General features: G+C 69.5%; 24 protein-coding genes. 11 read left to right on the forward strand and 13 right to left on the reverse strand.

Translation table 11 applies throughout. From position 1 onward, the window contains the following. Window positions 1–8 precede the first annotated feature (8 nt). From ACGFI6_RS18120 to ACGFI6_RS18135, 4 genes are all read left to right on the forward strand, one after another. The gene (locus ACGFI6_RS18120) at window positions 9–983 is read left to right on the forward strand and encodes an ABC transporter substrate-binding protein (RefSeq protein WP_393119841.1); all 975 of its coding nucleotides are present in this window, start codon (window positions 9–11) and stop codon (window positions 981–983) included. After that, window positions 980–3,064 carry an iron ABC transporter permease gene (locus ACGFI6_RS18125; protein ID WP_393119843.1) on the forward strand — a complete coding sequence of 695 codons (2,085 nt, stop codon included), beginning with the start codon at window positions 980–982 and terminating at the stop codon, window positions 3,062–3,064. The genes ACGFI6_RS18120 and ACGFI6_RS18125 overlap by 4 nt, the downstream gene beginning before the upstream one ends. Before the next feature lie 45 nt (window positions 3,065–3,109). After that, the gene (locus ACGFI6_RS18130) at window positions 3,110–3,688 is read left to right on the forward strand and encodes an HhH-GPD-type base excision DNA repair protein (protein ID WP_393119845.1); all 579 of its coding nucleotides are present in this window, start codon (window positions 3,110–3,112) and stop codon (window positions 3,686–3,688) included. A 122-nt stretch (window positions 3,689–3,810) separates the two neighbouring features. Beyond that, complete coding sequence (locus ACGFI6_RS18135) at window positions 3,811–4,401, forward strand: TIGR03086 family metal-binding protein (protein ID WP_393119847.1); 591 nt, start codon at window positions 3,811–3,813, stop codon at window positions 4,399–4,401. Window positions 4,402–4,413: 12 nt separating this feature from the next. Here ACGFI6_RS18135 and ACGFI6_RS18140 read toward each other — a convergent pair whose 3' ends face one another. From ACGFI6_RS18140 to ACGFI6_RS18150, 3 genes are all read right to left on the reverse strand, one after another. Beyond that, on the reverse strand, window positions 4,414–5,613 hold the full coding sequence (locus tag ACGFI6_RS18140; RefSeq protein WP_393119849.1) for an FAD-dependent monooxygenase: 1,200 nt from the start codon (window positions 5,611–5,613) through the stop codon (window positions 4,414–4,416). Window positions 5,614–5,908: 295 nt separating this feature from the next. Continuing rightward, the gene (locus ACGFI6_RS18145; RefSeq protein ID WP_393119851.1) at window positions 5,909–7,924 is read right to left on the reverse strand and encodes an FAD-dependent oxidoreductase; all 2,016 of its coding nucleotides are present in this window, start codon (window positions 7,922–7,924) and stop codon (window positions 5,909–5,911) included. Beyond that, window positions 7,921–8,463, reverse strand: a complete 543-nt coding sequence (locus tag ACGFI6_RS18150; protein WP_393119853.1) for a PadR family transcriptional regulator — start codon at window positions 8,461–8,463, stop codon at window positions 7,921–7,923. Before ACGFI6_RS18150 ends, ACGFI6_RS18145 begins: the two co-directional genes overlap by 4 nt. Before the next feature lie 123 nt (window positions 8,464–8,586). Between ACGFI6_RS18150 and ACGFI6_RS18155 the strand changes: the two genes are divergently transcribed. Together ACGFI6_RS18155 and ACGFI6_RS18160 are read left to right on the forward strand one after the other, a co-directional pair. Further along, on the forward strand, window positions 8,587–9,087 hold the full coding sequence (locus ACGFI6_RS18155; protein WP_393119855.1) for a cation:proton antiporter regulatory subunit: 501 nt from the start codon (window positions 8,587–8,589) through the stop codon (window positions 9,085–9,087). Window positions 9,088–9,089: 2 nt separating this feature from the next. Continuing rightward, a complete protein-coding gene (locus ACGFI6_RS18160; RefSeq protein WP_393119857.1) occupies window positions 9,090–10,304 on the forward strand; it encodes a cation:proton antiporter in 1,215 nt (404 codons plus the stop codon). Between the two features lie 118 nt (window positions 10,305–10,422). On the opposite strand, the gene ACGFI6_RS18165 is transcribed toward ACGFI6_RS18160, so the two are convergent. The 4 genes from ACGFI6_RS18165 to ACGFI6_RS18180 form a co-directional block, all read right to left on the reverse strand. Further along, on the reverse strand, window positions 10,423–10,908 hold the full coding sequence (locus tag ACGFI6_RS18165) for a methylated-DNA--[protein]-cysteine S-methyltransferase (protein WP_393119859.1): 486 nt from the start codon (window positions 10,906–10,908) through the stop codon (window positions 10,423–10,425). Beyond that, on the reverse strand, window positions 10,905–11,459 hold the full coding sequence (locus ACGFI6_RS18170) for a GNAT family N-acetyltransferase (protein WP_393119861.1): 555 nt from the start codon (window positions 11,457–11,459) through the stop codon (window positions 10,905–10,907). The genes ACGFI6_RS18165 and ACGFI6_RS18170 overlap by 4 nt, the downstream gene beginning before the upstream one ends. A gap of 2 nt (window positions 11,460–11,461) precedes the next feature. After that, entirely contained in the window at window positions 11,462–12,901 is a 1,440-nt protein-coding gene (locus tag ACGFI6_RS18175) for an AlkA N-terminal domain-containing protein (protein ID WP_393119863.1), read from the reverse strand. Between the two features lie 75 nt (window positions 12,902–12,976). Further along, window positions 12,977–13,435: a MarR family winged helix-turn-helix transcriptional regulator gene (locus ACGFI6_RS18180; RefSeq protein ID WP_393119865.1), complete on the reverse strand. Its 459-nt coding sequence runs from the start codon at window positions 13,433–13,435 to the stop codon at window positions 12,977–12,979. Between the two features lie 78 nt (window positions 13,436–13,513). Between ACGFI6_RS18180 and ACGFI6_RS18185 the strand changes: the two genes are divergently transcribed. The 5 genes from ACGFI6_RS18185 (at window position 13,514) to ACGFI6_RS18205 (ending at window position 19,482) form a co-directional block, all read left to right on the forward strand. Beyond that, on the forward strand, window positions 13,514–13,948 hold the full coding sequence (locus ACGFI6_RS18185; protein WP_393119866.1) for an SgcJ/EcaC family oxidoreductase: 435 nt from the start codon (window positions 13,514–13,516) through the stop codon (window positions 13,946–13,948). A gap of 78 nt (window positions 13,949–14,026) precedes the next feature. Further along, entirely contained in the window at window positions 14,027–14,767 is a 741-nt protein-coding gene (locus tag ACGFI6_RS18190) for an SDR family NAD(P)-dependent oxidoreductase (protein WP_393119868.1), read from the forward strand. A gap of 126 nt (window positions 14,768–14,893) precedes the next feature. Next, a complete protein-coding gene (locus ACGFI6_RS18195; protein WP_393119870.1) occupies window positions 14,894–15,670 on the forward strand; it encodes an LLM class flavin-dependent oxidoreductase in 777 nt (258 codons plus the stop codon). A gap of 71 nt (window positions 15,671–15,741) precedes the next feature. Then, window positions 15,742–16,746 carry a LacI family DNA-binding transcriptional regulator gene (locus ACGFI6_RS18200; RefSeq protein WP_393119872.1) on the forward strand — a complete coding sequence of 335 codons (1,005 nt, stop codon included), beginning with the start codon at window positions 15,742–15,744 and terminating at the stop codon, window positions 16,744–16,746. Between the two features lie 42 nt (window positions 16,747–16,788). Next, on the forward strand, window positions 16,789–19,482 hold the full coding sequence (locus tag ACGFI6_RS18205) for a glycogen debranching protein (RefSeq protein WP_393119874.1): 2,694 nt from the start codon (window positions 16,789–16,791) through the stop codon (window positions 19,480–19,482). Between the two features lie 421 nt (window positions 19,483–19,903). Here ACGFI6_RS18205 and ACGFI6_RS18210 read toward each other — a convergent pair whose 3' ends face one another. From ACGFI6_RS18210 to ACGFI6_RS18235, 6 genes are read right to left on the reverse strand one after another with little or no spacing between them, the layout of a single operon-like run. Beyond that, window positions 19,904–20,668, reverse strand: a complete 765-nt coding sequence (locus ACGFI6_RS18210) for a hypothetical protein (RefSeq protein ID WP_393119875.1) — start codon at window positions 20,666–20,668, stop codon at window positions 19,904–19,906. Then, window positions 20,665–21,561 carry an ATP-binding cassette domain-containing protein gene (locus tag ACGFI6_RS18215; protein ID WP_393119877.1) on the reverse strand — a complete coding sequence of 299 codons (897 nt, stop codon included), beginning with the start codon at window positions 21,559–21,561 and terminating at the stop codon, window positions 20,665–20,667. Before ACGFI6_RS18215 ends, ACGFI6_RS18210 begins: the two co-directional genes overlap by 4 nt. Beyond that, window positions 21,561–21,920, reverse strand: coding sequence for a GntR family transcriptional regulator (locus ACGFI6_RS18220; RefSeq protein WP_393119879.1), 360 nt, complete (start codon window positions 21,918–21,920; stop codon window positions 21,561–21,563). Before ACGFI6_RS18220 ends, ACGFI6_RS18215 begins: the two co-directional genes overlap by 1 nt. Before the next feature lie 58 nt (window positions 21,921–21,978). After that, the gene (locus tag ACGFI6_RS18225; protein ID WP_393119881.1) at window positions 21,979–22,707 is read right to left on the reverse strand and encodes a GPP34 family phosphoprotein; all 729 of its coding nucleotides are present in this window, start codon (window positions 22,705–22,707) and stop codon (window positions 21,979–21,981) included. Beyond that, complete coding sequence (locus ACGFI6_RS18230; RefSeq protein ID WP_393119883.1) at window positions 22,700–22,909, reverse strand: hypothetical protein; 210 nt, start codon at window positions 22,907–22,909, stop codon at window positions 22,700–22,702. Before ACGFI6_RS18230 ends, ACGFI6_RS18225 begins: the two co-directional genes overlap by 8 nt. A 10-nt stretch (window positions 22,910–22,919) precedes the next feature. Then, window positions 22,920–23,822 (reverse strand): SPFH domain-containing protein, encoded by a 903-nt coding sequence (locus ACGFI6_RS18235; RefSeq protein ID WP_393119884.1) that lies wholly within the window; start codon window positions 23,820–23,822, stop codon window positions 22,920–22,922. Window positions 23,823–23,974 lie beyond the last annotated feature (152 nt).

Consider the following 23,974-nt stretch of genomic DNA (forward strand, 5'->3'; position numbering starts at 1 on the left):
CATCCACCATGAGACGAACCGCCATCGCCCTGGTCGCTGCTGCCCTGTTCGGCCTGACGGCCTGCGGTACCAGCGAACCGGCCGCATCCGACGACACCAGCGACGCGGCCGCCCAGCCGGTGTCGCTGACCGATGCCCGGAACAAGAAGCTCGACCTGAAGGCGCCCGCCACCAAGGTCGTCGCGCTCGAATGGGGCGCGGCCGAGAACCTGGTCTCGCTCGGCGTGATGCCGGTCGGCGTCGCCGACACCAAGGGCTACACCAACTGGGTGACCGCCGCGAAGCTCGATCCGTCGGTGAAGGACGTCGGCACCCGCGGTGAGGCCAGCGTCGACGCGATCGTTGCCCTGAACCCCGATCTGGTGATCACCACCACCGACGAGGCGGCGAACACGATCACCCAGCTGGAGAAGGCGACGCCGGTCCTGGTGATCCGCGGCGCGGACGCGGCGAACGCGATCCCGCAGATGAAGACCAACCTGGACCTGATCGGCCAGGCGGTCGGGAAGTCCGAGCAGGCCAAGCATCTGACCGGCGACTTCGACAAGGCGCTTGCCGACGGCAAGCAGAAGATCGCGGACGCCGGGAAGGCCGGCAGCACATTCATGATGGCGGACGGCTACAAGCAGGGCAGCACGATCTCGATCCGGATGTACACCACCGGCTCGCTGCTCGGCGCCGTCACCACTGAGCTCGGCCTCAAGAACGGCTGGACCGGGGCCGGCGACAAGGACTACGGCCTGGCGCAGACCGACCTCGAGGGCCTGACCAAACTGACCGACGGCTACTTCCTCTACATCGCGAACAAGAACGACGGCGGCGACGTGTTCGGCGGCGATCTGGCCGGCAACGCGATCTGGAAGAACCTCCCGTTCGTGAAGTCGAGCAAGCTGCACCGCCTGCCGGACGGCATCTGGATGTTCGGCGGCCCGAAGTCCACCGAGCAGTACATCGACGCCGCCGTCCAGGCAGTCACCTCTTGACCCAGGTCACCGCCGTGGAGGCCGAGACCGTTCGGCAGCCGGTACGGCGGATTCGCGTCGCCGGCCTGTTCGGCGGCGCCCTCGTACTGATCGTCGTCCTGGCGGCGGTGCACCTGACACAAGGCACGTCGTCGGTGGGGGCCGGGGACCTGCTGCGGCTGGTGTTCGGGCACGGCACCGACAACGCGGCGAACGTACTGATCGCGTCGCGGTTGCCGCGACTGCTGGCCGGAGTACTGGTCGGGGTCGCGCTGGGCGTGGCGGGTGCCGGGCTGCAGTCGCTGGCCCGGAACTCACTCGCCTCGCCGGACACGTTGGGGGTCAACGCCGGCGCCTACCTGGCCGTGGTGATCGCTGCCGCGTTCGGAGTCTCGCTGCCCGTGGTGCCGGCCGGCGGGGTCGCGTTCGTCGGCGGGCTGGCGGCCGCGGGCCTCGTACTGGCCTTGTCCGCCGGCGGCTCCACCGGCCCGACCCGGCTGATCCTGGCCGGGTCGGCGGTGGCGATGGCGCTCGGGGGCGTGACGACTCTGATGCTCCTGCTGTTCCGCGAGGAGACGGTCGGTACGTTCGCGTGGGGCGCCGGAACGCTCGTCCAGACCGATCTGCGCGCGGTCACCCAGATGGCGCCGGTCGTTGCCGTCGGCATCGTGGGCGCGATGCTGCTCGCGTCGAAGCTGGACATCCTGACGCTCGGCGACGACACGGCATCGGTCCTCGGCGTGAACGTACGTCGCACCCGCGTCCTCACCACCCTCGTCACCGTACTGCTCTCCGCGGCTGCTGTGACGGTCGCGGGACCGGTCGGTTTCGTCGGGCTGGTCGCCCCGGTCCTGGTACGGCTCCTCGCCCCGGTCGTTCCCGGACTGCTGCGGCACCACGTCTTGCTGCCGCTGTCCGGCCTGGCCGGTGTGCTCGTCGTGCTGGCCTCGGACGTCGTCCTGCGGGCCGCGTTCGGTGGGCAGGCCGGCGTCGAGATCCCGACCGGCATCATGACGATGGTGGTCGGTGCGATCGTCCTGATCTGGCTGGCCCGGCGGCACCGCGACTCCGGGCCGAGCCGCTCCCCCGGCGGCACCGGCGGCGGCCTGCGGACCCGGCGTACGTTCTGGCTGGTCACCGTCGCGCTTGTCGTGCTGCTGATCGGCGCAGGCGTCGGCGCGATGCTGACCGGCGATGCGCTGCTCCGCACCGGCGACCTGGCCAACTGGGCCAACGGCCAGTCCGGGCGCGCGATCACGTACGTCCTCGACCAGCGCTTCCCGCGGGTGATCTCTGCCGTACTGTGCGGCGCCGCGCTCGCGATCGCCGGGACCACGGTCCAGGCCGTCTGCCGGAACCCGCTCGCCGAGCCCGGCATCCTCGGTATCACCGGCGGCGCCGGCGTCGGCGCGATCGGCACGCTCATCCTGTTGCCAGCAGCAAGCATCTGGCTGTTGTCCGGAGTGGCCGCGCTCTGCGCGGTGGTCACGTTCGGACTGGTTTATCTGATCTCGTGGCGGGGTGGGCTGAGCTCCGATCGGCTGGTGCTGATCGGCGTCGGCGTCTCGTCGGCCGCGACCGCGATCATCACCTTGCTGATCGTCGCCACCGACCCGTGGAACCTGAGTCTCGCGATGACCTGGCTCTCCGGCAGCACGTACGGCCGCACGCTCCCCCAGGTCGTGCCCGTCGCGCTAGCATTGCTAGTATTAGTACCACTGCTAGTCCACGCGCGCCGGGATCTCGATCTGCTCGCGCTCGACGACGACGTACCGCGCATCCTCGGCGTCCGGCTGGAACGCACCCGACTGCTAGCGCTGCTCGCGTCCGCCCTCCTGACCGCGGCCGCTGTGTCCGCGATCGGCGTGGTCGGGTTCGTCGGCCTGGTCGCACCGCACGCGGCCCGCGCACTGGTCGGCGGACGGCACGCGCGGATCCTCCCAATCGCGGCTCTGCTCGGCGCGATCCTGGTCAGCCTCGCCGACAGCCTCGGCCGGACGCTCCTCGCCCCCGCCCAGATCCCGGCCGGCCTGCTCACCGCCCTGATCGGCGCCCCGTACTTCGTCTACCTCCTCTGGCGCACCCGGGTGCCTGCGAGGTGAGGAGGGGGGCATCAGGCACCCCTCAATCGTGTCAAGATGGGCGGCATGCTGCGCGAACTGCACCTCACCGGCAACCCGGATGCCGACAAGTTGCTCAACGACGACCCGTTCGCCTTGCTGGTCGGCATGCTGCTCGATCAGCAGTACCCGATGGAGCACGCCTTCTCCGGCCCGCTGAAGCTCGCGAACCGGATGGGCGGCTTCGACCTGCACAAGATCGCCGCGACCGACCTGGAGTCGTTCGTCGAGCTCGCCGTCACCCCGCCGGCCATCCACCGGTACGGCGGTTCGATGGGCCGCCGCGTGCACGCGCTCGCGCAGGAGATCGTCGAGACCTACGACGGTGAGGTCGCGAACATCTGGCTCGCCGGCCGCCCGAAGCCGGACGGCGCCGAGGTGCTGAAGCGGCTCAAGGCCCTGCCGGGCTTCGGTGAGCAGAAGGCGAAGATCTTCCTCGCCCTGCTCGGCAAGCAGCGCGGCGTTGCCCCGAAGGGCTGGCGCGAGGCCGCCGGCAACTACGGCGACCGCGGCTCCCGGCGCTCGATCGCGGACGTCACCGACGCGACCACGCTGCTGGAGGTCCGCAACTTCAAGAAGGCCGCGAAGGCTGCCGCAAAGGCCTGATCCGCGAGACATCCGGCGCCGATCTGTTGCAGCCGTGCGCGGGATGTCCCTTGTACTCCACGCGATTCCCTGCGAAGTGCGCCCGGCAGCCTTATTGTTGCTAAGGCGAACGGGAGGCGCGGATGGATATCCGGGATCTGGATCGCAGGGCCGGCGCGGTGCTCGGAGAAGTCGTGATGCAGGTACGTACCGAGCAGCTGTGGTTCCCCACGCCGTGCCCGGATTGGACGGTTCGCGGGCTGATGCGCCACCTGGTCAGCCAGAACGAGGGCCTCGCCACGGCCGCGCTGAACGGCTCCGCCTCCGTGCACACCTGGAACAGCGGTCGCCTCGCCGACAACCCGGCCGGTGCCTACCGCCGCTCGAACGTGCGCGTTGCGGACGCGTTCGCCGACGGCGGTGCGCTGGACCGGCTGGTGGCGGTGCGCGAGTTCGGCTCGTTTCCGCGCCGGATCGCGCTGACATTCCACCAACTGGACTGCATCGTGCACGCCTGGGACCTGGCCCGCGCGATCGACGTCCCGTACAACCCGCCGCCGGACATGGTCGAGCTGGCCCTGCTGCTGGCCCGCCGGATCCCCGACACCGACGCGAACCGCGGCTCCGGCTACGCGTTCGAGCGCAGCGTCAAGGTGTCCGGCACGGCCCCCGACCTCGACCAGCTACTCGGCCTCCTCGGCCGCAACCCGGAGTGGGTCTCCCCGCTGGACTAGCTCGTGTCTGGATCACCGGACACGAGTTAAGTAGTCGGGCAGCTCGATCGCGTCCGGTTTCGCGGCCGACATCTTCGTGATGACTCCGGACATCACCCGCGACGTCATCACCCGGAGGCCGAAGTCGCGGTACGCGATCCCGAACGCCGTCATCGGCATCGCCAGCTTGATCCCGCCCGGCGGCAGCTCCATCCGTTGCTCGACGTACGCCTGCATCCGCCGCTGGTAAGCCCGGAACGCCCGGACGTGATCGCCCTCCGCGGCGGCCAACTCCCCCGCGAGTACGTACGCGCCGACGAGCGAGAGCGCCGTACCGTGACCGGCCATCGGCGAGCCGCAGTACCCGGCGTCGCCGACGAGCGCGATCCGGTCGCGCGACCACTGCGTTACGACGACGCGGCTGGTGGAGTCGAGGTAGAAGTCGTCCGCGAGATCCAGGCCCTTCAGCACCTGCGGCGTGTGCCAGCCGAGCCCTTCGAACCGCTCGCGGACCAGCCGCTTCTGCGCCGCGACATCGCGGCGGTCGTAGTTGAGGAGCGGCGACCGGAAGCTCAGCAGCACCTTCGCGTACCGCGGGTCGCGGTCCGGACGCAGGGCGACCCAGCGGCCGCCCGGCGCCGTGTAGACCTTCATCCAATGCTCCAGATCCTCCGGTGCCTCGATCGTGAAGTACGAGGTGTAGCCGCCGAGGTGGTGCACGTACTCCGGCTCTGGCCCGAACGCGAGCCGCCGGACCCGCGAGTGCACGCCGTCGGCCCCGATCACAAGGTCGAACCGTTGCCGGGTCCCGCTCGCGAAGGTCACGTCGACACCGGCCGGATCCTGCGCCAACTCGGCGATCGAGTCGCCGTACCGGAACTCCACGTCGCTCGCCGCCGTCATCAGGATCTCGGCGAGGTCGCCACGCAGGATCTCGATCTCGGCGACCGGTCCCGCGCCGTCGAGCAGGTCCGCGGGCATCTCGGCCGTACGCCGCCCGTCGGCCTTCACGTACGCGAGCCCGCGCTCGTGCACCTGCCGATCGGCCACAGCCGGCATCACCCCCATCCGTTCCGCGACCACCCGGGACACCCCGCGCAGGTCCACGGTCTGCCCGCCCGGCCGCGGCTCCGGCGCGATCTCGACAACCGTCGGCGCGAACCCGAACCGCCGCAGCCAGCACCCCAACGCCGGCCCCGCAATCCCAGCCCCCGAAATCAGCACAGTCTTCATCTCAAGCCCCTTAGAACTAGTGCGCGTACGCCGTACACGGTGCACTAGCTCACCCATCCAGCACCAGCGCGCACTAGTGCACCGCGGCGAGCTGCACTAGATGCGGATCCCCAGGCCATCACAAATGCGCACCCAGGCCAGGCCGACGCTCAGCGCCGGAGAAGACGGCTGATTGTGATGGCCTGGAGATCCGGACCTGCGCCACTCACCAAGCGCGATGCCGGGCCGGGCTCGCACCGGCGCCGAGCGCGGCGCCGCCCGCGGCGTGGCGGTTGGTGAGTGTCCCAGGTCCGCGTCAGAGCGTGAGGGCGAGTCGGGTTGCCTGTTCGATGGCTCGCTTGGCGTCCAGCTCTGCGGCTACGTCGGCGCCACCGATCAGGTGGACGGGGCGCCCGGTTGCGTGGAGGGCTTCGGTCAGGTCGCGGAGCGGCTCTTGGCCGGCGCAGATCACCACGTTGTCGACGGCCAGCACCCGCGGCTTCTCCCGCTTCGCGCCGAACGTGATGTGCAGTCCCTCGTCGTCGATGCGCTCGTAGTTCACCCCACGCAACTGCTCGACCTGCTTGTTCTTCAGCGCGGCGCGATGCACCCACCCGGTCGTCTTCCCGAGTCCGGCACCGATCTTCCCCGCCTTGCGCTGCAGGAGGTACACCTTGCGCGGCGACGGTTCCGGCTGCGGCACGGCGAGCCCGCCGGGCAGCTTGGTCGGATCGCCGACGCCCCACTCTGCCTTCCACGCCGCGAGATCCGGCGCCGCCGCGGTGGTCAGGAACTCGCTGACGTCGACCCCGATCCCGCCGGCCCCGATCACCGCGACCGCGTCACCGACCGGTCGCCCCGCGCGGACCACATCGACGTACGAGAGCACCTTGGGGTGGTCGATGCCGGGGATCGCCGGCACCCGCGGTACGACGCCGGTCGCGAGCACGATCTCGTCGAACCCGGCCAGGTCCTCGGCGCCGGCCCGGTGCCCGAGGTGCAGCTTCACGCCGGTGAGGTCGAGCCGCCGCCGGTAGTACCGGACCGTCTCGGCGAACTCCTCCTTGCCGGGGATCCGTTGCGCGATCCCGAACTGCCCGCCGATCTCTCCGGCCGCCTCGAACAGCTCGACGTGATGCCCGCGCTCAGCGGCCGTGACCGCCGCCGCCAGACCCGCAGGCCCGGCGCCGACCACCGCCACATCCTTGGTACGGCGGGTTGGCAGCAGCCGGAGCTCCGTCTCGCGGGCTGCCCGCGGGTTCACCATGCAACTCGCCTTCTTCTTGGCGAACACATGATCCAGACAGGCCTGGTTGCAGGCGATGCAGACGTTGATCTCGTCGGCGCGATCGGTGGTTGCCTTAAGCACCCATTCCGGATCGGCGAGGAACGGCCGTGCCATGCTCACCAGGTCCGCGTCGCCGCGCGCGAGCACCTCTTCGGCGACCTGCGGCAGGTTGATCCGGTTCGAGGTGACGACCGGGATCTGGACGTACGGCCTGAACGCCGCGGTCACGCTGGTGAAGGCTGCTCGCGGTACGGACGTGACGATGGTCGGCACCCGGGCCTCGTGCCAGCCGATCCCGGTGTTGATGATCGACGCCCCGGCGGCCTCGATCTCCTTGCCCAGCGCAACCACTTCGTCCCAGGTCTGACCACCCTCGACCAGGTCGGCCATCGACAGCCGGTAGATGATCAGGAAGTCGTCGCCGACCCGCTCGCGGGTCTGCCGGACGATCTCGACCGCGATCCGGCGGCGGTTCTCCGGGCTGCCGCCCCAGCGGTCGGTCCGGTGGTTGGTCCGCTCGGAGAGGAACTGGTTGATGAAGTACCCCTCGGAGCCCATGATCTCGACGCCGTCGTAGCCGGCCTCGCGGGCGAGCTCCGCACAGTCGACGTACGCCTTGATCTGACCGACGACGCCGCGGTCGGACAGCGCGCGGGGCTTGAAGGGGTTGATCGGGGCCTTCAGCGCGGAGGCGGAGACGCTGAACGGGTGGTACGAGTACCGGCCGGCGTGCAGGATCTGCAGCGCGATCCGGCCGCCTTCGGCATGCACGGCATCGGTCAGCAGGCGGTGCTTGCGCGCCTGACGACGGCTGGTCAGTTTGGAGCCGAACGGTGTGAGCCAGCCCCGCCAGTTGGGCGCGTAGCCGCCGGTCACCATCAGGCCGACACCGCCGCGGGCCCGCTCGGCGAAGTACGCCGCGAGCTTGGGCAGATCGCTCAGCCGATCCTCGAGCCCGGTGTGCATCGACCCCATGATCACCCGGTTCGGCAACACGACATGGCCGAGATCCAACGGCTCGAGCAGATGCGGATAGGCGCTCATGGGTGGTCCTTTCGGAGGGCGTCGATCACCTCGTCGCACCAGGCGACGAAGGATTCCTCGGCTCGGATACCGCCGCGCAGGACGAGGTACTGGTGCAGGTCGCGCCCGTGCAGGCCGGCCGGCTTCGGGAAGTCGCGCTTCTGGATGCCGCGGTACACCTCGTGCCGCATCGCGTGCTCGGCCCGGTGCCGCTCGACCTCACGCAGTACGACACCGGCGTCACCCAGGGAGGCGCCACGGAGCTTCACTCCCAGACCGTCCCGCAGTACGGCAGGATCCTCCGGCGCGGCCAGCCAACGGGTCAGCTCCGCGCGCCCGGCCGCCGCGATCCGGTACACCTTCTTGTCCGGGCGACCGTCCTGCGCGATCTCGGTGGGCCGCACCCAGCCGGCGTCGTCCATCCGCCGCAGCACCCGGTAGATCTGCTGGTGCGTGGCCGGCCAGAAGTACCCGATCGAACGGTCGAACCGCCGGGCCAGCTCGTACCCGGAACCGGCCCGCTCGGTCAGCGAGACCAGGATCGCGTGCTCCAGCGCCATGAACCGAGGCTACCTATGCAACTCGTTGCACTGCACCTGATTGCAGCCCATGTCACACGTCTTGTCCGAACAAGCCTTGCCGCGTTTGAGAGAATGGTTGCAGACGCCTTGTATTCGTACCCGATGGATCGGAGCATCATGGACGCCCAGGCCCACCCGACGAAGACACCGTTGCCGGGGATCGGTATGCGCTACGACCTGGTCACCGAGGCCGGCAAGCACATCTCGGTGGTGGCGCACAACGACGGCCGGCGGTTCCTGGGCTTCCACAAACCCGAGGACGACGACGAGTGCCAGGCGTCGGTGCCGTTAGGCCGCGGCGAGGCGGCCGCGCTCGCGCAACTGCTCGTCCCGGACCGGATCGACCCGGTCCGCGGCGAGATGGAGATCGACCTGGTCACCGAGCACATCCCGGTGACGGCCAAGTCGCCGTACGCGGGCCGTACCCTCGGCGACACCCAGGCGCGCAGCCGGACCGGGGCCTCGATCGTCGCCGTCCTGCGACGGACCGGGGCGACACCGTCACCGACGCCGGACTTCCGGTTCGCGATCGGGGACACGCTGGTCGTGGTCGGCACCCGCGAGGGCGTGGACGCCGTGGCCGATCTGATCGCGGGGGGCTGAGCATGCACGAAAACATCACCGCTCTACTGATCGAACTGGGCGCGGTCATTCTTGCCCTGGGCATCCTCGGCCGGATCGCCGGCCGACTCGGTTTCTCCCCGATCCCCCTGTACCTGCTGGCCGGGCTCGCGTTCGGGCACGGCGGCCTCCTGCCGCTCGCCGCGAGCGAGGAGTTCGTTGCCACGGGCGCCGAGATCGGCGTCATCCTGCTGCTGTTGCTGCTCGGCCTCGAGTACACGGCGTCGGATCTCGTCGGCACGCTCAAGACGCAGTACGTCTCGGGTGCGGTCGACTTCTTGCTGAACGCGTTGCCCGGTGCGGCAGTTGCGTTGCTGCTCGGTTGGGGTCCGGTGGCGGCGGTTGCGCTCGCCGGTGTCACCTGGATCTCCTCGTCCGGCGTGATCGCGAAGGTGGTCGGCGACCTCGGTCGGCTCGGTAACCGTGAAACCCCTGTGGTGCTGGGGATTCTCGTGCTCGAGGACCTGTCGATGGCGGTCTACCTGCCGATCCTGACTGCGCTGCTCGCGGGCGTCGGGCTGGCCGGTGGGAGCATGACGCTGCTGATCTCGCTCGGCACGGTCAGTGTGGTGCTGTTCCTCGCAGTGCGCTACGGGCGGGTGATCAGCCGGGCGGTCTCGTCGGACAATCCCGAGATGCTGCTGCTCGTCGTACTCGGACTCACGCTGCTGGTCGCGGGCATCGCGCAGCAGTTGCAGGTGTCGGCGGCGGTCGGTGCGTTCCTGGTCGGGATCGCTTTGTCCGGTGAGGTCGCGCACGGTGCGCGGAACCTGCTGAGCCCGCTGCGCGACCTGTTCGCCGCGGTGTTCTTCGTGTTCTTCGGGTTGAGCACCGATCCGCGGAAGATCCCGCCGGTGCTGGCGATCGCGTTCGGTCTGGCGGTACTGACGGCACTCACCAAGATCGCCACCGGGTGGTTCGCCGCGCGTCGTGCGGGGATCGCGACCGCCGGACGCTGGCGCGCCGGTGGGACGCTGGTCGCCCGCGGTGAGTTCTCGATCGTCATCGCCGGCCTGGCGGTCGGCGTCGAGCCGAAGCTGGGGCCGCTGGCCACGGCGTACGTGCTGATCCTGGTCATCCTCGGCCCGGTCGCAGCCCGCTACACCGAGCCGATCGCCCGCCGTCTCACCCGCAAAGCCCCAGCCCCGGCGGCAATGCCCGCCGCCGAGCAACTGGAAGAAGACCCCGCCAACACCTGATGCGGACCGCCAGCACTCATCAACTGCACGTCGAACCCCACCGCGAGCGTGAACCCGCCCGCAACAGCTCAATTGATGAGTGCCTGGCGTCCGCCCGCATGGTCAAGGAGGCACCCGCCTAGAACAGTTTGCCGCCCTGTTCGTGGTCGAGGAGCGTGCGTTTGCGCTCGATGCCGCCGCCGTAGCCGGTGAGGCTGCCGGTCGCGCCGAGCAGGCGGTGGCACGGGACGATGATGCTGATCGGGTTCTTCCCGTTCGCGAGACCGACCGCCCGGGCCGACTGCGGCTTCAGCCCGAGCGCGCCGGCGAGGCCGCCGTACGTCATGGTCTCGCCGTACGGGATGTCCTGCAGCGCATCCCAGATCCGCCGCTGGAAGTCCGTACCGACCAGGTGCAGCGGTACGTCGAACGTCGTACGCCCGTGGTGGAAGTACTCGTCCAACTGCTCCGCGACCGCGGGCAGCGCCGAGTCGTCGCGATCGCCGAATCGCGCCTCCTCCGGGCGGTAGCGCTGGCGATCCATGTACAGCCCGGTGAGCTCACCCGACTCGGTGCCCACGAGCGTGAGCGGACCGAGCGGGCTGTCGATCACCGCGTACGTCACCGGGTGGATTCCCACTGCTCACGGTCGATCCGGTAGAGCACGTGCCGGCGCAGCCGGTGCCCGTCCTCGATCCGTGGGTGGTCGAAGTCGCCGGGCTCGTCGTGCACCATGCCGATCCGCTGCATCACCCGCTGGGACGGCAGGTTCGTGGTCGTGGTGAACGACACCACCCCGTCGAGGCCGGCCGGGCCGAAGCCGTGCGCCAGCGACGCCCGGGCCGCCTCCGTGGCATAACCGTTGCCCCAGGCACCCTTCGCCAACCGCCAGCCGATCTCCACGGCCGGCAGGAAATGCGCCTCGAAACTCGGCACCGACAGCCCGGTGAAGCCGATGAACTCGCCGGTGTCGCGCACCTCGACGGCCCACAGCCCCCAGCCGCGCTCCTCGATGGCGGTCGTGTTCCGGTCGATCAGGCCGTCGCTCTGCTCGCGGGACTGCAGGGCCGGAAAGTGTTCCATCACCGCGGGATCCGCGTTCATCGCCGCGAACGGCTCCCGGTCGGAGTCCCGCCAGTTCCGGAGCAGGAGGCGGTCGGTGGTCAATTCGGTCATCGTCACTCCACAGGGATCTTGTTGATCGCATGGTCGCCGGTGGCCCACAGGTACTGCACTGCGTACGCACGCCAAGGCCGCCACGCCCAGGCGTGGCTGGTCAAGGGTTTGGGGGCCTCGGGCAAGCCTAGATCACGAGCGGCGTAGCGGATACCGAGATCACTGGCCACAAAGGCGTCCGGGTCGCCGAGCGCGCGCATCGCGATCGACTCGACGGTCCACGGACCGATCCCCGGCAGCGCGCTCAACTGCTCCCGCGCGCGATCCCAGTCGGCGCCCGCGCCCAGATCGATCTCGCCGTTCGCGAGAGTGCCGATCAAGGTGGTCAGTGTCGTACGGCGGGACTTGGGAAACGCCAGCGTCTCCGGATCGAGCCCCGCGAGCGCCTGCATCGTCGGGAACAGGTGCGTGAGTCCGCCGGCCGGATCCTCGATCGGCTCGCCGTGCTGCAGGACGAGGCGGTGCGCGTGGGTCCGGGCGGCTGCCGTCGACACCTGCTGGCCAAGAACCGCCCGTACGGCGAACTCCTCACCGTCGACCGTGTGCGGGACGCGGCGGCCGGGTGCCTTCGCGATCAGCGGCGCGAGGACAGGGTCGTTGCTGAGCAGGTCGTCGACCGCGACCGGATCCGCGTCGAGGTCGAGCATCCGGCGGCAGCGGCTGATCGCGATCGCCAGGTCGCGCTGGTCGGTGAGCGAGAGCTGGCAGGCGATGTGGTCGGGCATCGGCCGGAGCGCGACGACACCGTGGCCGTGCGGGAGCCGGAGCGTCCGGCGGTAGTAGCCGTCACGCCACTCCTCCACCCCTGGTACGCCGGTCGCGATCAAGTGCCCGAACAGGTTGTCGGGCGTCAGCGGCGCGCGGAACGGCAGCCGGAGCGAGATCGTGCCGGGTGTGGCCGTCGACGTCCCCTTGCGGGCTCGCCGCCGCAGCTCGGTCGGGGCGAGCGCGAACACCTCCTGCACCGTCTCGTTGAACGTCCGTACGCTGGCGAAGCCCGCGGCGAACGCGACGTCGGCCATCTGCAGCTCGCTCGTCTCGATCAGCAGCCGCGCGGTCTGGGCGCGCTGGGCGCGAGCGAGAGCGAGTGGTCCGGCGCCGAGCTCGGCGTGCAACTGGCGCTGGACCTGACGGACGCTGTACCCGAGCCGGGCGGCGAGTCCTGGTACACCGTCGCGATCGACGACCCCGTCTGCGATCAGGCGCATCGCCCGCGCAACCAGGTCGGCACGGTCGTTCCACTCCGGGGACCCCGGGCTGGCGTCCGGCCGGCAGCGCTTGCAGGCGCGGAACCCGGCCTGCTGCGCGGCGGCCGCGCTCGGGTAGAACCGCATGTTCTCGACCTTCGGCGGCACCACCGGACAGCTCGGCCGGCAGTAGATCCTGGTGGTCAGTACGGCCGTGAAGAACCAGCCGTCGAACCGCGCGTCCTTCGACTGCACCGCCCGGACACATCGCTCCCTGCACTCGTACACGCCCTCCAGCATCCCTGCCGGCGCCGACAGTCGCTAGCGGTTTTACGACATGGAGGTGCGGCGCCCGATCAGTTCCTCGGTCGACGCCTGGTACGCGGTGGCCGCCTCACCGAAGTACCGGAAGAGGGTCTCCTGCTCGGCGGCCGAGTACTCGCCGATCACCGCCCCGATCCGGCGGCGGGCGCCGGCGACGGCCTTGCCGACCGACTCCGGCGGCTTGCCCATCTCGACGACGACCTTGCGGCGGTCACTCGGATCGTAGCCGCGCTGCACGTGCCCGCGCTGCTCGAGGCGGTCGATCATCCGCGTGGTGGCGCCGGTACTGAGGCCGGTCCAGCGCGCGAGCTCGCCAGAGGTGAGGGGGCCGGTCAGGTCGAGCAGATTGAGGACGAAGTAGTCGGTCGCATTCAGTCCGGCCGCGTCGGCGCTGGCCAGGCTGTGCAGCACCATCGCGCTCAGGTACCGCCGGAAGACGGCGCTGTGGTCCTGATCGGTTGACATGGCGGGGCCACCTCCGGTTAGATATCTGCATCAGAGCAGATAATCACTTGGAACAGATACTGCAAGGGAGAAGCTATCATGAAGGTGCTGGAGGAGACCCGGATCCTGGCGGTGCTCGAGCGGCTGACGGCGGCCTGGGACGCCGGCGACGCGGTGGCGTACGGTCGGGAGTTCACGGCGGACGCGTCGTACGTGACGTACGTCGGGACGGTCTATCGGGGGCGGGACGACCTGGCGGCGGGGCATGCCGCGCTGTTCGGGAAGTTCCTGAAGGGCACGCGGATGTTCTCCGAGGTCGTCGAGCTGCGGATGTACGGCGAGCGGACGGCGGTCGTGGTGACGCGGGGCGACGTCGGGAAGAAGCGGCCGGCGCGACTGGCGAAGGTGCAGACGTTCACGCTGGTGCTCGAGGACGACGGGGAGTGGCGGGTGGCCGCGTTCCAGAACACCAAGCACCACAAGCTGATGGAGGCGGTGTCGTTCCGGATGCTGCCGGCCAGCGCGCCGCGGTGAGTTGGCGGTTTTGCGACGGCAGGATCCGGTGGCGGATTCTCGCCAGCTTCGCCGGCCGCGGACCGGTGAACTTGAAACATGAACGAACTGCTTGGCAAGAAGGCACTGGTGACCGGCGGCAGCCGCGGGATCGGCGCGGCGACCGCCGTCGCCCTGGCGGAGCGCGGCGCCGACGTCGCGATCACGTACAGCTCGTCCGCGGAGGCGGCACAGAAGGTCGTGAAGGAGATCGAGGCGCTCGGACGGCGCGGATATGCGTTCCCAGTCGACGCGGGTGACGCGGTGGCGGCTGCGGACGGTGTGCGGCGGGCCGCGGATTCCCTTGGTGGGTTGGACATCCTGGTCAACAACGCGGGCGTCGGGGCGATTGCGCCGATCGGCGACCTGACGCTCGAAGACGTCGACCGGGTCCTCGGCGTGAACGTCCGGGGTGTGTACACGACCACGCAGGCCGCTGTACCGCTGCTGTCCGACGGTGCGCGACTGATCCACCTCGGCAGCTGCGCCGCCGAACGCGTGACCTCTCCCGGCATGACGTTGTACGCGATGAGCAAGTCCGCACTCGTCGGCTTCAGCAAGGCGCTGGCCCGTGAGCTCGGCGCCCGCGACATCACCTCCAACGTCGTCCAGCCCGGACCCACCGACACCGACATGAACCCGTCCGACGGCCCCTTCGCGGAGCCCCAACTCGCCGACCTGGCCATCCACCGCTTCGCCACCCCAACCGAGGTCGCGGCCGCGGTCACCTACCTGGCCGGCCCGAACGCCTCCTACATCACCGGCACCGAACTGACGATCGCCGGCGGCCACACCGCCTGACCCGTACCGAAGAACGGGTAGTAGCACCGCGACACGCCCGTCCGGGCCCCATCCGCGCGCCGGACAGGCGACCACTACCCGTCCTTCGGTACGAAGTTGTCGGCGGAACGCCGTACCGTCGCCGCCATGAAGTTCTCGGTGACGGTCGGGGCGGCTGGGGTTGGGCGGGATCCGCGCGGGCTGGCGGAGTTGGCGCGGGTGGTCGAGGGTTCCGGGTGGGACGGGCTGTTCCTGGAGGACTACCTCGTCTACCAGGGCGATGCGCGCCTGCCGACGTACGATCCGTGGATCTGTCTGGCCGCGATCGCCGTCGCGACCGAGCGCATCCGGATCGGGACGACCGTCACCCCGCTCCCCCGCCGCCGGCCGTGGAAGGTGGCCGCGGAGGTCATTGCGCTGGACCAGCTCTCTGGCGGGCGGATGATCCTGGGCGTGGGGATCGGGGACCCCGGCGATCCCTTCCTGGAGAAGAAGAGCCCGCCAGTACTCGCCGCGATGCTCGACGAAGGGCTGGCGATCATCGACCAGTTGTGGACCGGGCAGCCCGTCAGCTTCCACGGGAAGCACTACCGGCTCGACGGCGTGCAGTTGACGGCGCGGGCGGTGCAGCGGTCACGGGTGCCGGTCTGGGTGGGTGGGAATCTGCTCGTTCCGGCCGTACGTCAGAGGATCCTGCGGTGGGACGGATCGTGTGCCTACAAAGGCACCACCGACTCTCCGCAGCAGATCACTCCGGACGACGTCCGCCGGTTGCGCGACGAAGGGGCGCGCGACGTGAAGGTGAGTGGTGGCGATCCGGCAGCGTTCGCAGCGGCGGGGGCGACCTGGTGGGGACGGTGGATCCCGCCACTGCCCGTGGCCGAGACCTTGGCCATCGTACGGCAGGGGCCGCCGACGATCTGAACCGTTGACAGGTTGACGATGGCGGGGGCAGACTGCGGGTAATTTGAACGTTCAAACGGGTGGAGGGTCTGTTGGCTACGTTGAAGCAGGTGGCTGCCCACGCGGACGTCTCGGTGCAGACGGTGTCGAATGCGCTGAACGCGCCGCACCGGCTTCGTGCGGACACGCTCGAACGGGTCAACCGGTCGATCGAGCTGCTCAACTATCGCCCCAATCGTAACGCCCGCAGTCTGCGGACCAGTGCGGTCGAGCTGATCGGGTACTGCGTGCCCAACTGGCCGAACCAGACGCACCTGGTGATGGACCAGTTCCTGCACGCCCTCTGTGCGGCCGCCGAAGGCAGCGGGCGGCACATCCTGCTGTTCACCGCGCCACCCGGTGTCGACGGCATGCCGACGTACGACGATCTGCACGCGCGCCGGATGGTCGACGGGTTCGTCCTGTCGCAGACGGAGACGCACGACCCGCGGCACGGTTGGCTGAAGGACCAGGGCATCCCGTTCGTCAGCTTCGGCCGCGTGTGGAAGCAGACCACGCAGCCCGGCCCGTGGGTGGACGTCGACGGCGCGACCGGTTCGGCGATCGCGGTTCGGCACCTGTACGAGACCGGCCGCCGCCGGATCGCCTTCCTGGGCTGGCCGAAGTCGTCCGGCCTCGCCGAGGATCGGGTCACCGGCTGGCGTACCGCCTGCAAGGATCTCGGCCTGCCGGTCAGCGGCCTGACCGTCCGTTGCCGCGAGGACAGCATCTCCGAAGGCGCCCGCGGCACCGCGCGACTGCTCGACGCCGGCCGGGACGTCGACGGAATCGTTGCCCTGAGCGACATTCTCGCGCTCGGCGCGCTCCGCGAGCTGACCCGCCGCGGCCTCACCCCCGGCCGCGACGTCGGCGTCGTCGGGTACGACGACTCACCACTCGCCGAGGTCGTCTCGCCCGGGCTGACCAGCCTCCGGCAACCGATGGACCAGATCGCCGAGGAACTGATCGCGATCCTCACCGGCCCCGAGACCGGGACGCCGGCCGAATGCCTGCTGCAGCCAGAACTGGTGATCAGGGGCAGCTCAGCCCCTGGATGATCCGGCGCTTCTCCCCGGGCGCCGCGAGAAGGAGGAACCGCCATGACTCCCCATCCGACCAACCCAACCAGCCGAAGTAGCTCATCGCCGCCCCGGCGCAGACCGGTCCGCCGTACGGTCGGCGTCGCGCTGCTCGCGACCGCAACCGTCCTTGCCGGCTCCGCCTCCGCCCTGGCCGGCCCGTCCCCAGCCGGATTCGCAACCGGCGCGTCCCCAGCAGCCGGCGTCGACACCAGCAATGCCGCAGCCTCCGCCGGCGGGTCCGAACTGTCCGAAACCACGCGCCTCGCCGATCGCCGCTCGCTCGTCGTCGGCGACCGCGCCTACGCGATGGGCGACGAGTCCGGCCTCTATCCCGCCGCCGGCTGGCACGTGCGCGGCGAGATGGGCGGCTTCTGGTCGCAGCCGATCAAGCTCCTCGACGGCATCTGGTTCGGCCTCGACGGGAACTGGCTCGGCAAGCAGGTCCCGGCCGCGAAATACACCAGCGGCCACGGCTACAGCCGGATCGACTACTCCGGCGCCGTGAACGTGCACCGTACGGACTTCGTCCCCGACGGGATCCGCGCGACGCTCGTCGGCCTGACGCTCAGCTCGAGTACGGCGAAGACGGTCAAGCTGGACGTCGACGCGCACTCGGAGTTGATGCAGTCGTACCCGTGGGACTGGACCGCGCCGGGCGCGGCGGACGCCAACCTGCCGGACACGGGTGCGTACGACGACGGCGCGCTGCAGTTCCGCGAGCAGGGCACGCCGCCGTACCCGAACGCGACCGCTCACGACTACGCCGCGTTCGTCGGATCGTCCCTGCGTCCGACGAGCCACGCGCTCGGCGCGGACCATCGCGGCCCGCAGGACCCAGCCGTGATCTGCCCGAAGGACGGGACCACACCTGCGCGCTGCGACGACTCGCTCGTCGGCAAGGGCACCGGCGGCCGGCTCACGTACGACGTGCAGTTGCAACCGGGTCAGCAGAAGACGATCTGGTTCGCCGTCGCCGGATCGGACCAGGGCAGCCGGGCCGCGGAACGTGAGTACGGCAAGGCGTTGAGCAACCCGGACAAGTTGCTGCGGGCAAAGACCGCGGCGCGGCAGCAGATCGACGCACAGTCCGCAGTGGACCTTCCTGGTGACCGGCTGCTGCAGCAGAGCGTCGAGTGGAGCAAGCAGAACCTCGCGGACTCGGTCCAGGAGGCGCGCAACCTGCAGATCCGGGACGTGAACGAGGGCAAGGACTACCCGGCCCCGCTCGGTACGGTACCGACCGCGCGCTGGTTCGGCGCCGGCTTCCCGGACTATCCGTGGCTGTTCGCGACCGACGGTGAGTACACGGCGTTCGCGGCCGTCGCGGCCGGTCAGTTCGACACCGTGAAGGAGCACCTGCGTGCGCTTCGCGACGTCAGCGACATCTTGAACAACCGCAGCGGCAAGGTCGCGCACGAGGTGACGCCGACGGGCTCGGTGTACTTCGGCTCGAATCAGAGCGCGGGCAACACCGACGAGACGGTGAAGTTCCCCAGTACGGTCGCGCTGTTGTGGCGGTGGACGGGCGACAACAAGTTCCGCGACGAGATGTACGACTTCAGCGTGCGGAACCTGCAGTACGTCTACAAGAACCTCGACAAGGACGGCGACGGCTGGCCCGAGGGCCTGGCGAACGTCGAACGCGCCGGCATGGGCGTGGAGAAACTCGACAGCACCGTGTACCTCGCCCGCGGGCTGCGCGACCTCGCCGACCTCGCGGCGTCCAAGCACGACGCGAAGGTGCAGCAGTGGGCAACCAGCCGGGCCAACGACCTGGAGTCCCGCTTCGAGGCGCAGTGGTGGGTGCCGCAGGCAATGGGGTACGCCGACTCGGTGGACAACGCGACCGATCCGGCGAACGACAACACCCCGATCTTCCAGCGGCACTGGATCGGCGTGACGCCGATGGAGGCCGTACTCAACCGCCCGGGCAACACCTCACCGCTCGCGTCGCCGGAGCACGCGAACACCGCACTCGATCAGCGCGAGAAGCCTTGCTACACAGGAGAATTCGGCCTGTTCCACACCGGTACCGGGCCGACGTCCGACCCGAAGGGCAACCCCGGCGCATCCTGTGACGGCATCGTGTCGCAGGTGCCGAGCGAGCGCAGCATCTTCGGTCTGAACACCTCGATCATGGCCGTTGCGGAAGGCAACTTCGGTCGCCTCGGTACGAAGCAGCAGCAGGTCTACACCACCGGGAACGCGCGGATCCAACTCGACCCGTCGGTGTGGGAGACGCCGGGTGCGATGCCAGAGATCGCGCCGTCGCCGGACTCGGCCGCGAACATCGGCCGGCCGTTCTACGACCGCTCGATGGCGCTGCAGGCCTGGGGAACGTACGGCATCCTGTGGCCGGTCGTCCACCAGCAGCTCGGTGTCGACCCGAATCTCGGTCACGGGCGGATTTCCGTTGTACCGCAGGTCCCGCAGGGCCAGCAGAAGGTGGCCGGCAGCAACATCCGGGTCGGTCGCGGAGCCGTCGAGGTGTCGGCACGCCTTGCTGGTAAGGCGTTGTCGACCGATGTGACCGCGAAGGGCGTCGGCGCGGCGCTCACGGTCGGTGCGGTCCTGCCGTCCGGCGCGACGGTCCGGAGCGTGAGGGTCAACGGCCACACTGCGTCGTACCGACTGGTGACCACCACCCGCGGGACGGAGGTGCAGGTGCCGGCGCACGGCGCGCACACGGCGCTCGCGATCACGCTGAAGTAGCACGTACAGCCTCGGACCCGGTCGGTGCGCAACCGTTCTGCGCATCGGCCGGTTCGGCATTTCCGGTACTTCGGAGTTCCCGTCCGCGCGGTCTTTGCGCAACAGAAGGCGGGCCCCTCCGAGTATGAGTCGGAGGGGCCCGCGCAGCTGAAGGAAAGTGACGTCTCCAGCTTCCCGATACGGGTCCGTGGAGGCCGGCAGACCCCGTCACCGGTCTACCTCGGTGGGGATCCCCACCGCGAGGGCCCTCGGTTTCCGTTCGACCCGCCGCCCCGATCCGAAGCAGCGTGTCGACAGTTCTACGCCCGTCGGCCGGGTCGGCACAAGCCTTTCCAGGCAACAGATTCGGTCGTCCACAGTGATCGCGCAACCATCCACAGAAACAACCCGAGTTATGCACACCCCCTGTGCATAACGTCTCTTAGCCCTTAGGCGGTTTGAGGGGCATCGGTTGCAGGATGCGATAGCCGGCGTACAGACCGAGTGCACTCACGACGAGCACCGACGGTACGGCGAGCGCGAGCGGTGGACGGTGGTAGCCGAGGTTGTTCAGGACGTCGGCGAGCCACTGTGCGACGAGCAGGAACTCCGCGGCCGCGGCCGGCAGCAGCGCGAGCGGCAGCACCAGGAGACCGCGCCAGAACCGGAGCCGGAGGAACGTGATGCCGAGCAGCCAGCCGGTCACCTCGTGGGACACGATCAGCAGGAAGAACTCCGCAAAGATCAGACCTGCCTGCGACGGGCTGGTGAACAGGTGCGGGTTGTTCAGCTTGTCGGGCCAGCCTTGCCACGCGTACAGCCCGCGTTCCACCTGGTAGACCAGCACCCAGAGCAACGCGGTCGCCGCCGCGGCGCCGGTCAGGTAGATGCCCGCAGCAAGCGAGAACATCCGCCGGGTGACGCCCTGTGAGACCAGCAAGGAGAAGTACGCCGGGGTGATGGTGATGCCGATCGCCATCGAGAAGTACTTCGGCGACTGGGTTCCGTAGTCCCACGCGCTACCGGTGACGCCGCCGGCCACGACCTGGATGATGACGCCGACGAGGAACAGGGCGAACACCATCACCACCCAGTAGCCCAGGAGCATCGGCCGCAGCCCGATCACCATCGACAGGACCACCTGCTTCAGCCGGTGCCAGTCGGTGGCCCCACGCGGCAGCGCGGCCCGCTCAACCGTCGTACTCACGAAGAGGCTCCCGTCAGGTGGACGAAGAGGTCCTGCAGGCCGACCGGGCCGATCTCCAGACCTGCCGCGGCGGCCTGGTCGAGCAGTGCCGGGTCGAGGTCGCCGAGGACCGTGGTGGACTTGGTGCCACCGAGGCGCTCCTCCGCGAGCACGGTGAACCCGGCGGTGAACTCGTCGACCGCCGCGGACGGGCCGACGATCGACGCTCCGCGGCCGCGGAGTGCGTCCACCGGCGACTGCGTGACAAGCCGGCCCTTGTCCAGAATCACGACCTCCTCGAGCATCGCGCTGACCTCGCTGACCAGGTGCGTGGAGAGCACGATCGTGCGCGGTACCTCCACGTAGTCGGCGAGCAGCATGTCGTAGAACAGGTTCCGGGACGGGACGTCCATGCCGAGGTAGCTCTCGTCGAAGATCGTCAACGGCGCGCGGCTGGCCAGCCCGAGGACCACGCCCAGCGCGGACTTCTTACCGCGGGACAGCTTCTGGATCTTCTTCGCCTGCGGCACCTCGAAGCGGTCCAGGAGCTCGTCGGCCAGCTCGGCGTTCCAGTACGGGCGGAGGGCGCCGGCGAGCCGGACGGCATGCTTCACCGAGGCGCTGTCCGGGATGTCACCGGACTCCCGGATCAGGCAGACCCGGCTGGTGACGACGGAGTTCTCGTACGGCTCCTGCGCCGCGCCGAGGTCACCGCCCTCGATCAGCACCCGGCCCTCGTCGGGGCGCCGGAACCCGGCCAGCGTGGCGGCGAGCGTGCTCTTGCCGGACCCGTTCCGGCCGAGCAGCCCGTGAATCTTCCCCGGCGCCAGCCGCAGGTCGAGCCGGTCCAGCGCAGGCACGTCGGCGAACCGTACCGACAGATCCTCGGTCCGCACAGTCAGAGCGGCGGTCATCAGACCCCACCCCCAGAACGGATGTGTTGCTGGATGTCTTTGAGGGGGATGCCGATCGCTTTGGCCTCCCGGATCATCGGGTCGACGACGTCGGCGAAGAACGAGTCGCGACGGCCGGTGCGGAGCAGGTCGCGGGCGTTCGGCGCGACGAACATGCCGATCCCGCGGCGTTTGTAGAGGATGCCGTCGTCGACCAGCTGGGCGAATCCCTTCGCCGCCGTGGCCGGGTTGATCCGGTAGAAGGCGGCGTACTGGTTGGTCGACATCACCTGCTCGTCCTCGGCCAGCACCCCACCGACGATGTCGTTCTTGATCTGCTCCGCAATCTGCAGATAGATCGGACTCCGATCGTCGAACACACCATCCCCCCTTCCTCGGTTCACTACCCGAGTAGTGGACCGTAGCACCGGGGCAGGGTCACCCCGCCGCGGAGTATTGGGATTGCTGGAGAGCCTTCTTCAAGGCCGGTACGGCAGGACCGACGCGAACCGCGAGCTGTGCCAGCCGATCCTTGTTACGCGTGCGCTGATCCTTGGAGACGACCGTCCGCAGATCCGCGGTCGCCGCGAGAACGACAACCGACGCGTCCCGGAGATCGACGCGGGACACCAGGCGCGAAGGCCGCAACGTGTCCTGGGCGCTGCGCAGAACGTGCCGCCGTACCAACGGATGCCGCAGCGCGATCCGGTCGGCCGGAATGATGCCGAGCACGCGATGCGGTTCGACCTTGATCAGATGCGCGCGGGCGAGCTCGTCGCGGACCAGGCGAACGGTGGCGCCACCACGGCGGTCGATCCAGTGCCGCCAGCGCCGCGGACCGACCGCGCGCAGCTCCTCGAGCACGGCCGCGCTCACCGGATCCACCGGCGACGGAGCGTTCGTCACCCGCGCACGTCCGTTGTCGTCGTCGAGGTTCCCGTTGAGTTGCAGGTCGACCAGTACGGCCGCCCGCAACACCTTGCCCAGCTTCGAACGGGCCGTCAGCCGGCCGCGCTGCGGATCGTAGGCCAGCAGGAAGATCCTTGCCGCCAAGGACTCCGGGCTCGCCGCGCTGCCGAGGGCAACCGTCTTCCGCAGCCGCGCCGGGTGCCTGGCCGACGTCGAACGCTCCGGCCGCCGCAGCGGCATCACCACAGCTCTACTCATCGTCTTCCTCCTTGGACGGGCGTCCCGGCCGGCGTTGCCTGGCGACACCGGACGGGAGCCGACCGGCGTCGGACAGGGCGCGACGGAGCAGGTACTCGATCTGGGCATTCGTGCTGCGCAGGTCGTCGTTCGCCCACCGGGCGAGCGCATCGTGCACCGCAGGATCCAGCCGGAGCAGGATCTTCTTCCGTTCGGCAGCCACCGGAGGCTGCCTAGTACAAGGAGCCGGCGTTGACCACAGGCTGGGCGTCGCGGTCGCCGCAAAGCACCACCATCAGGTTGCTCACCATGGTCGCCTTGCGCTCTTCATCCAGCTCGACGACCTCATGCTCGGACAGCCGGTCAAGCGCCAGCTCGACCATGCCGACCGCGCCCTCCACGATCCGCTGCCGGGCCGCGACCACGGCGCCGGCCTGCTGGCGGCGCAGCATCGCCTGGGCGATCTCCGGTGCGTACGCCAGGTGGGTGATCCGCGACTCGATCACCCGGACGCCGGCCGCATGCACCCGCGCCCCGATCTCCGCCGACAGCGTCTCGGTGATCTCGTCGGTACTGTCCCGCAGCGACAGGACGCCGTCGTCGGAGTGCACGTCGTACGGGTAGCTGTTGGCGATGTGCCGGACAGCGGTCTCGGTCTGGATCGCGACGAACTCGACGAAGTCGTCCACCTCGAACATCGCCTGGGCGGTGTCCTCGACCTGCCACACCACGACGGCGGCGATCTCGATCGGGTTGCCGTCGGCGTCGTTGACCTTGGCGACCGCGGTCTCGTGGTTCCGGATCCGGGTCGACACCTCGCGCCGCGAGGAGATCGGGTTCACCCAGCGCAGACCGTTGGTCCGGATGGTGCCGGAGTACCGCCCGAGGACCTGCAGCACCCGCGCCCGGCCCGGCGACACCGCGGTCAGTCCGGCGGCAACGATCATCGCGGCGAGCGTCACCAGGACACCGAGCCCGATCACCACACCGTTCGAGCCGTTGGCCCCGAGGATGATCACCACGATCCCCACCACCGCGAGCACGAACGCCAGTCCCGCTATCGGCCAGCCGTTCTGCTCGCCGCCGGCCCGCTCGGTCACCTTCGGCGCCGGCATCTCCACCACAACATCCGTCATCACAAGCTCCTCTCGAATAGCCCAAAGGTAGCAAAGTGATATCACATTTAGCAAGTGCGCGTGCAGCTCGACAGGACGTGTCCCGCTCTCGCGCAGGAATCCAGACCTCCGCAGGCGGGACCTGGCCGGCCGCCGGCGTATACGTCCTGTCG

Source organism: Kribbella sp. NPDC048928, assembly GCF_043197975.1.
In the GTDB taxonomy this organism is placed as follows: domain Bacteria; phylum Actinomycetota; class Actinomycetes; order Propionibacteriales; family Kribbellaceae; genus Kribbella.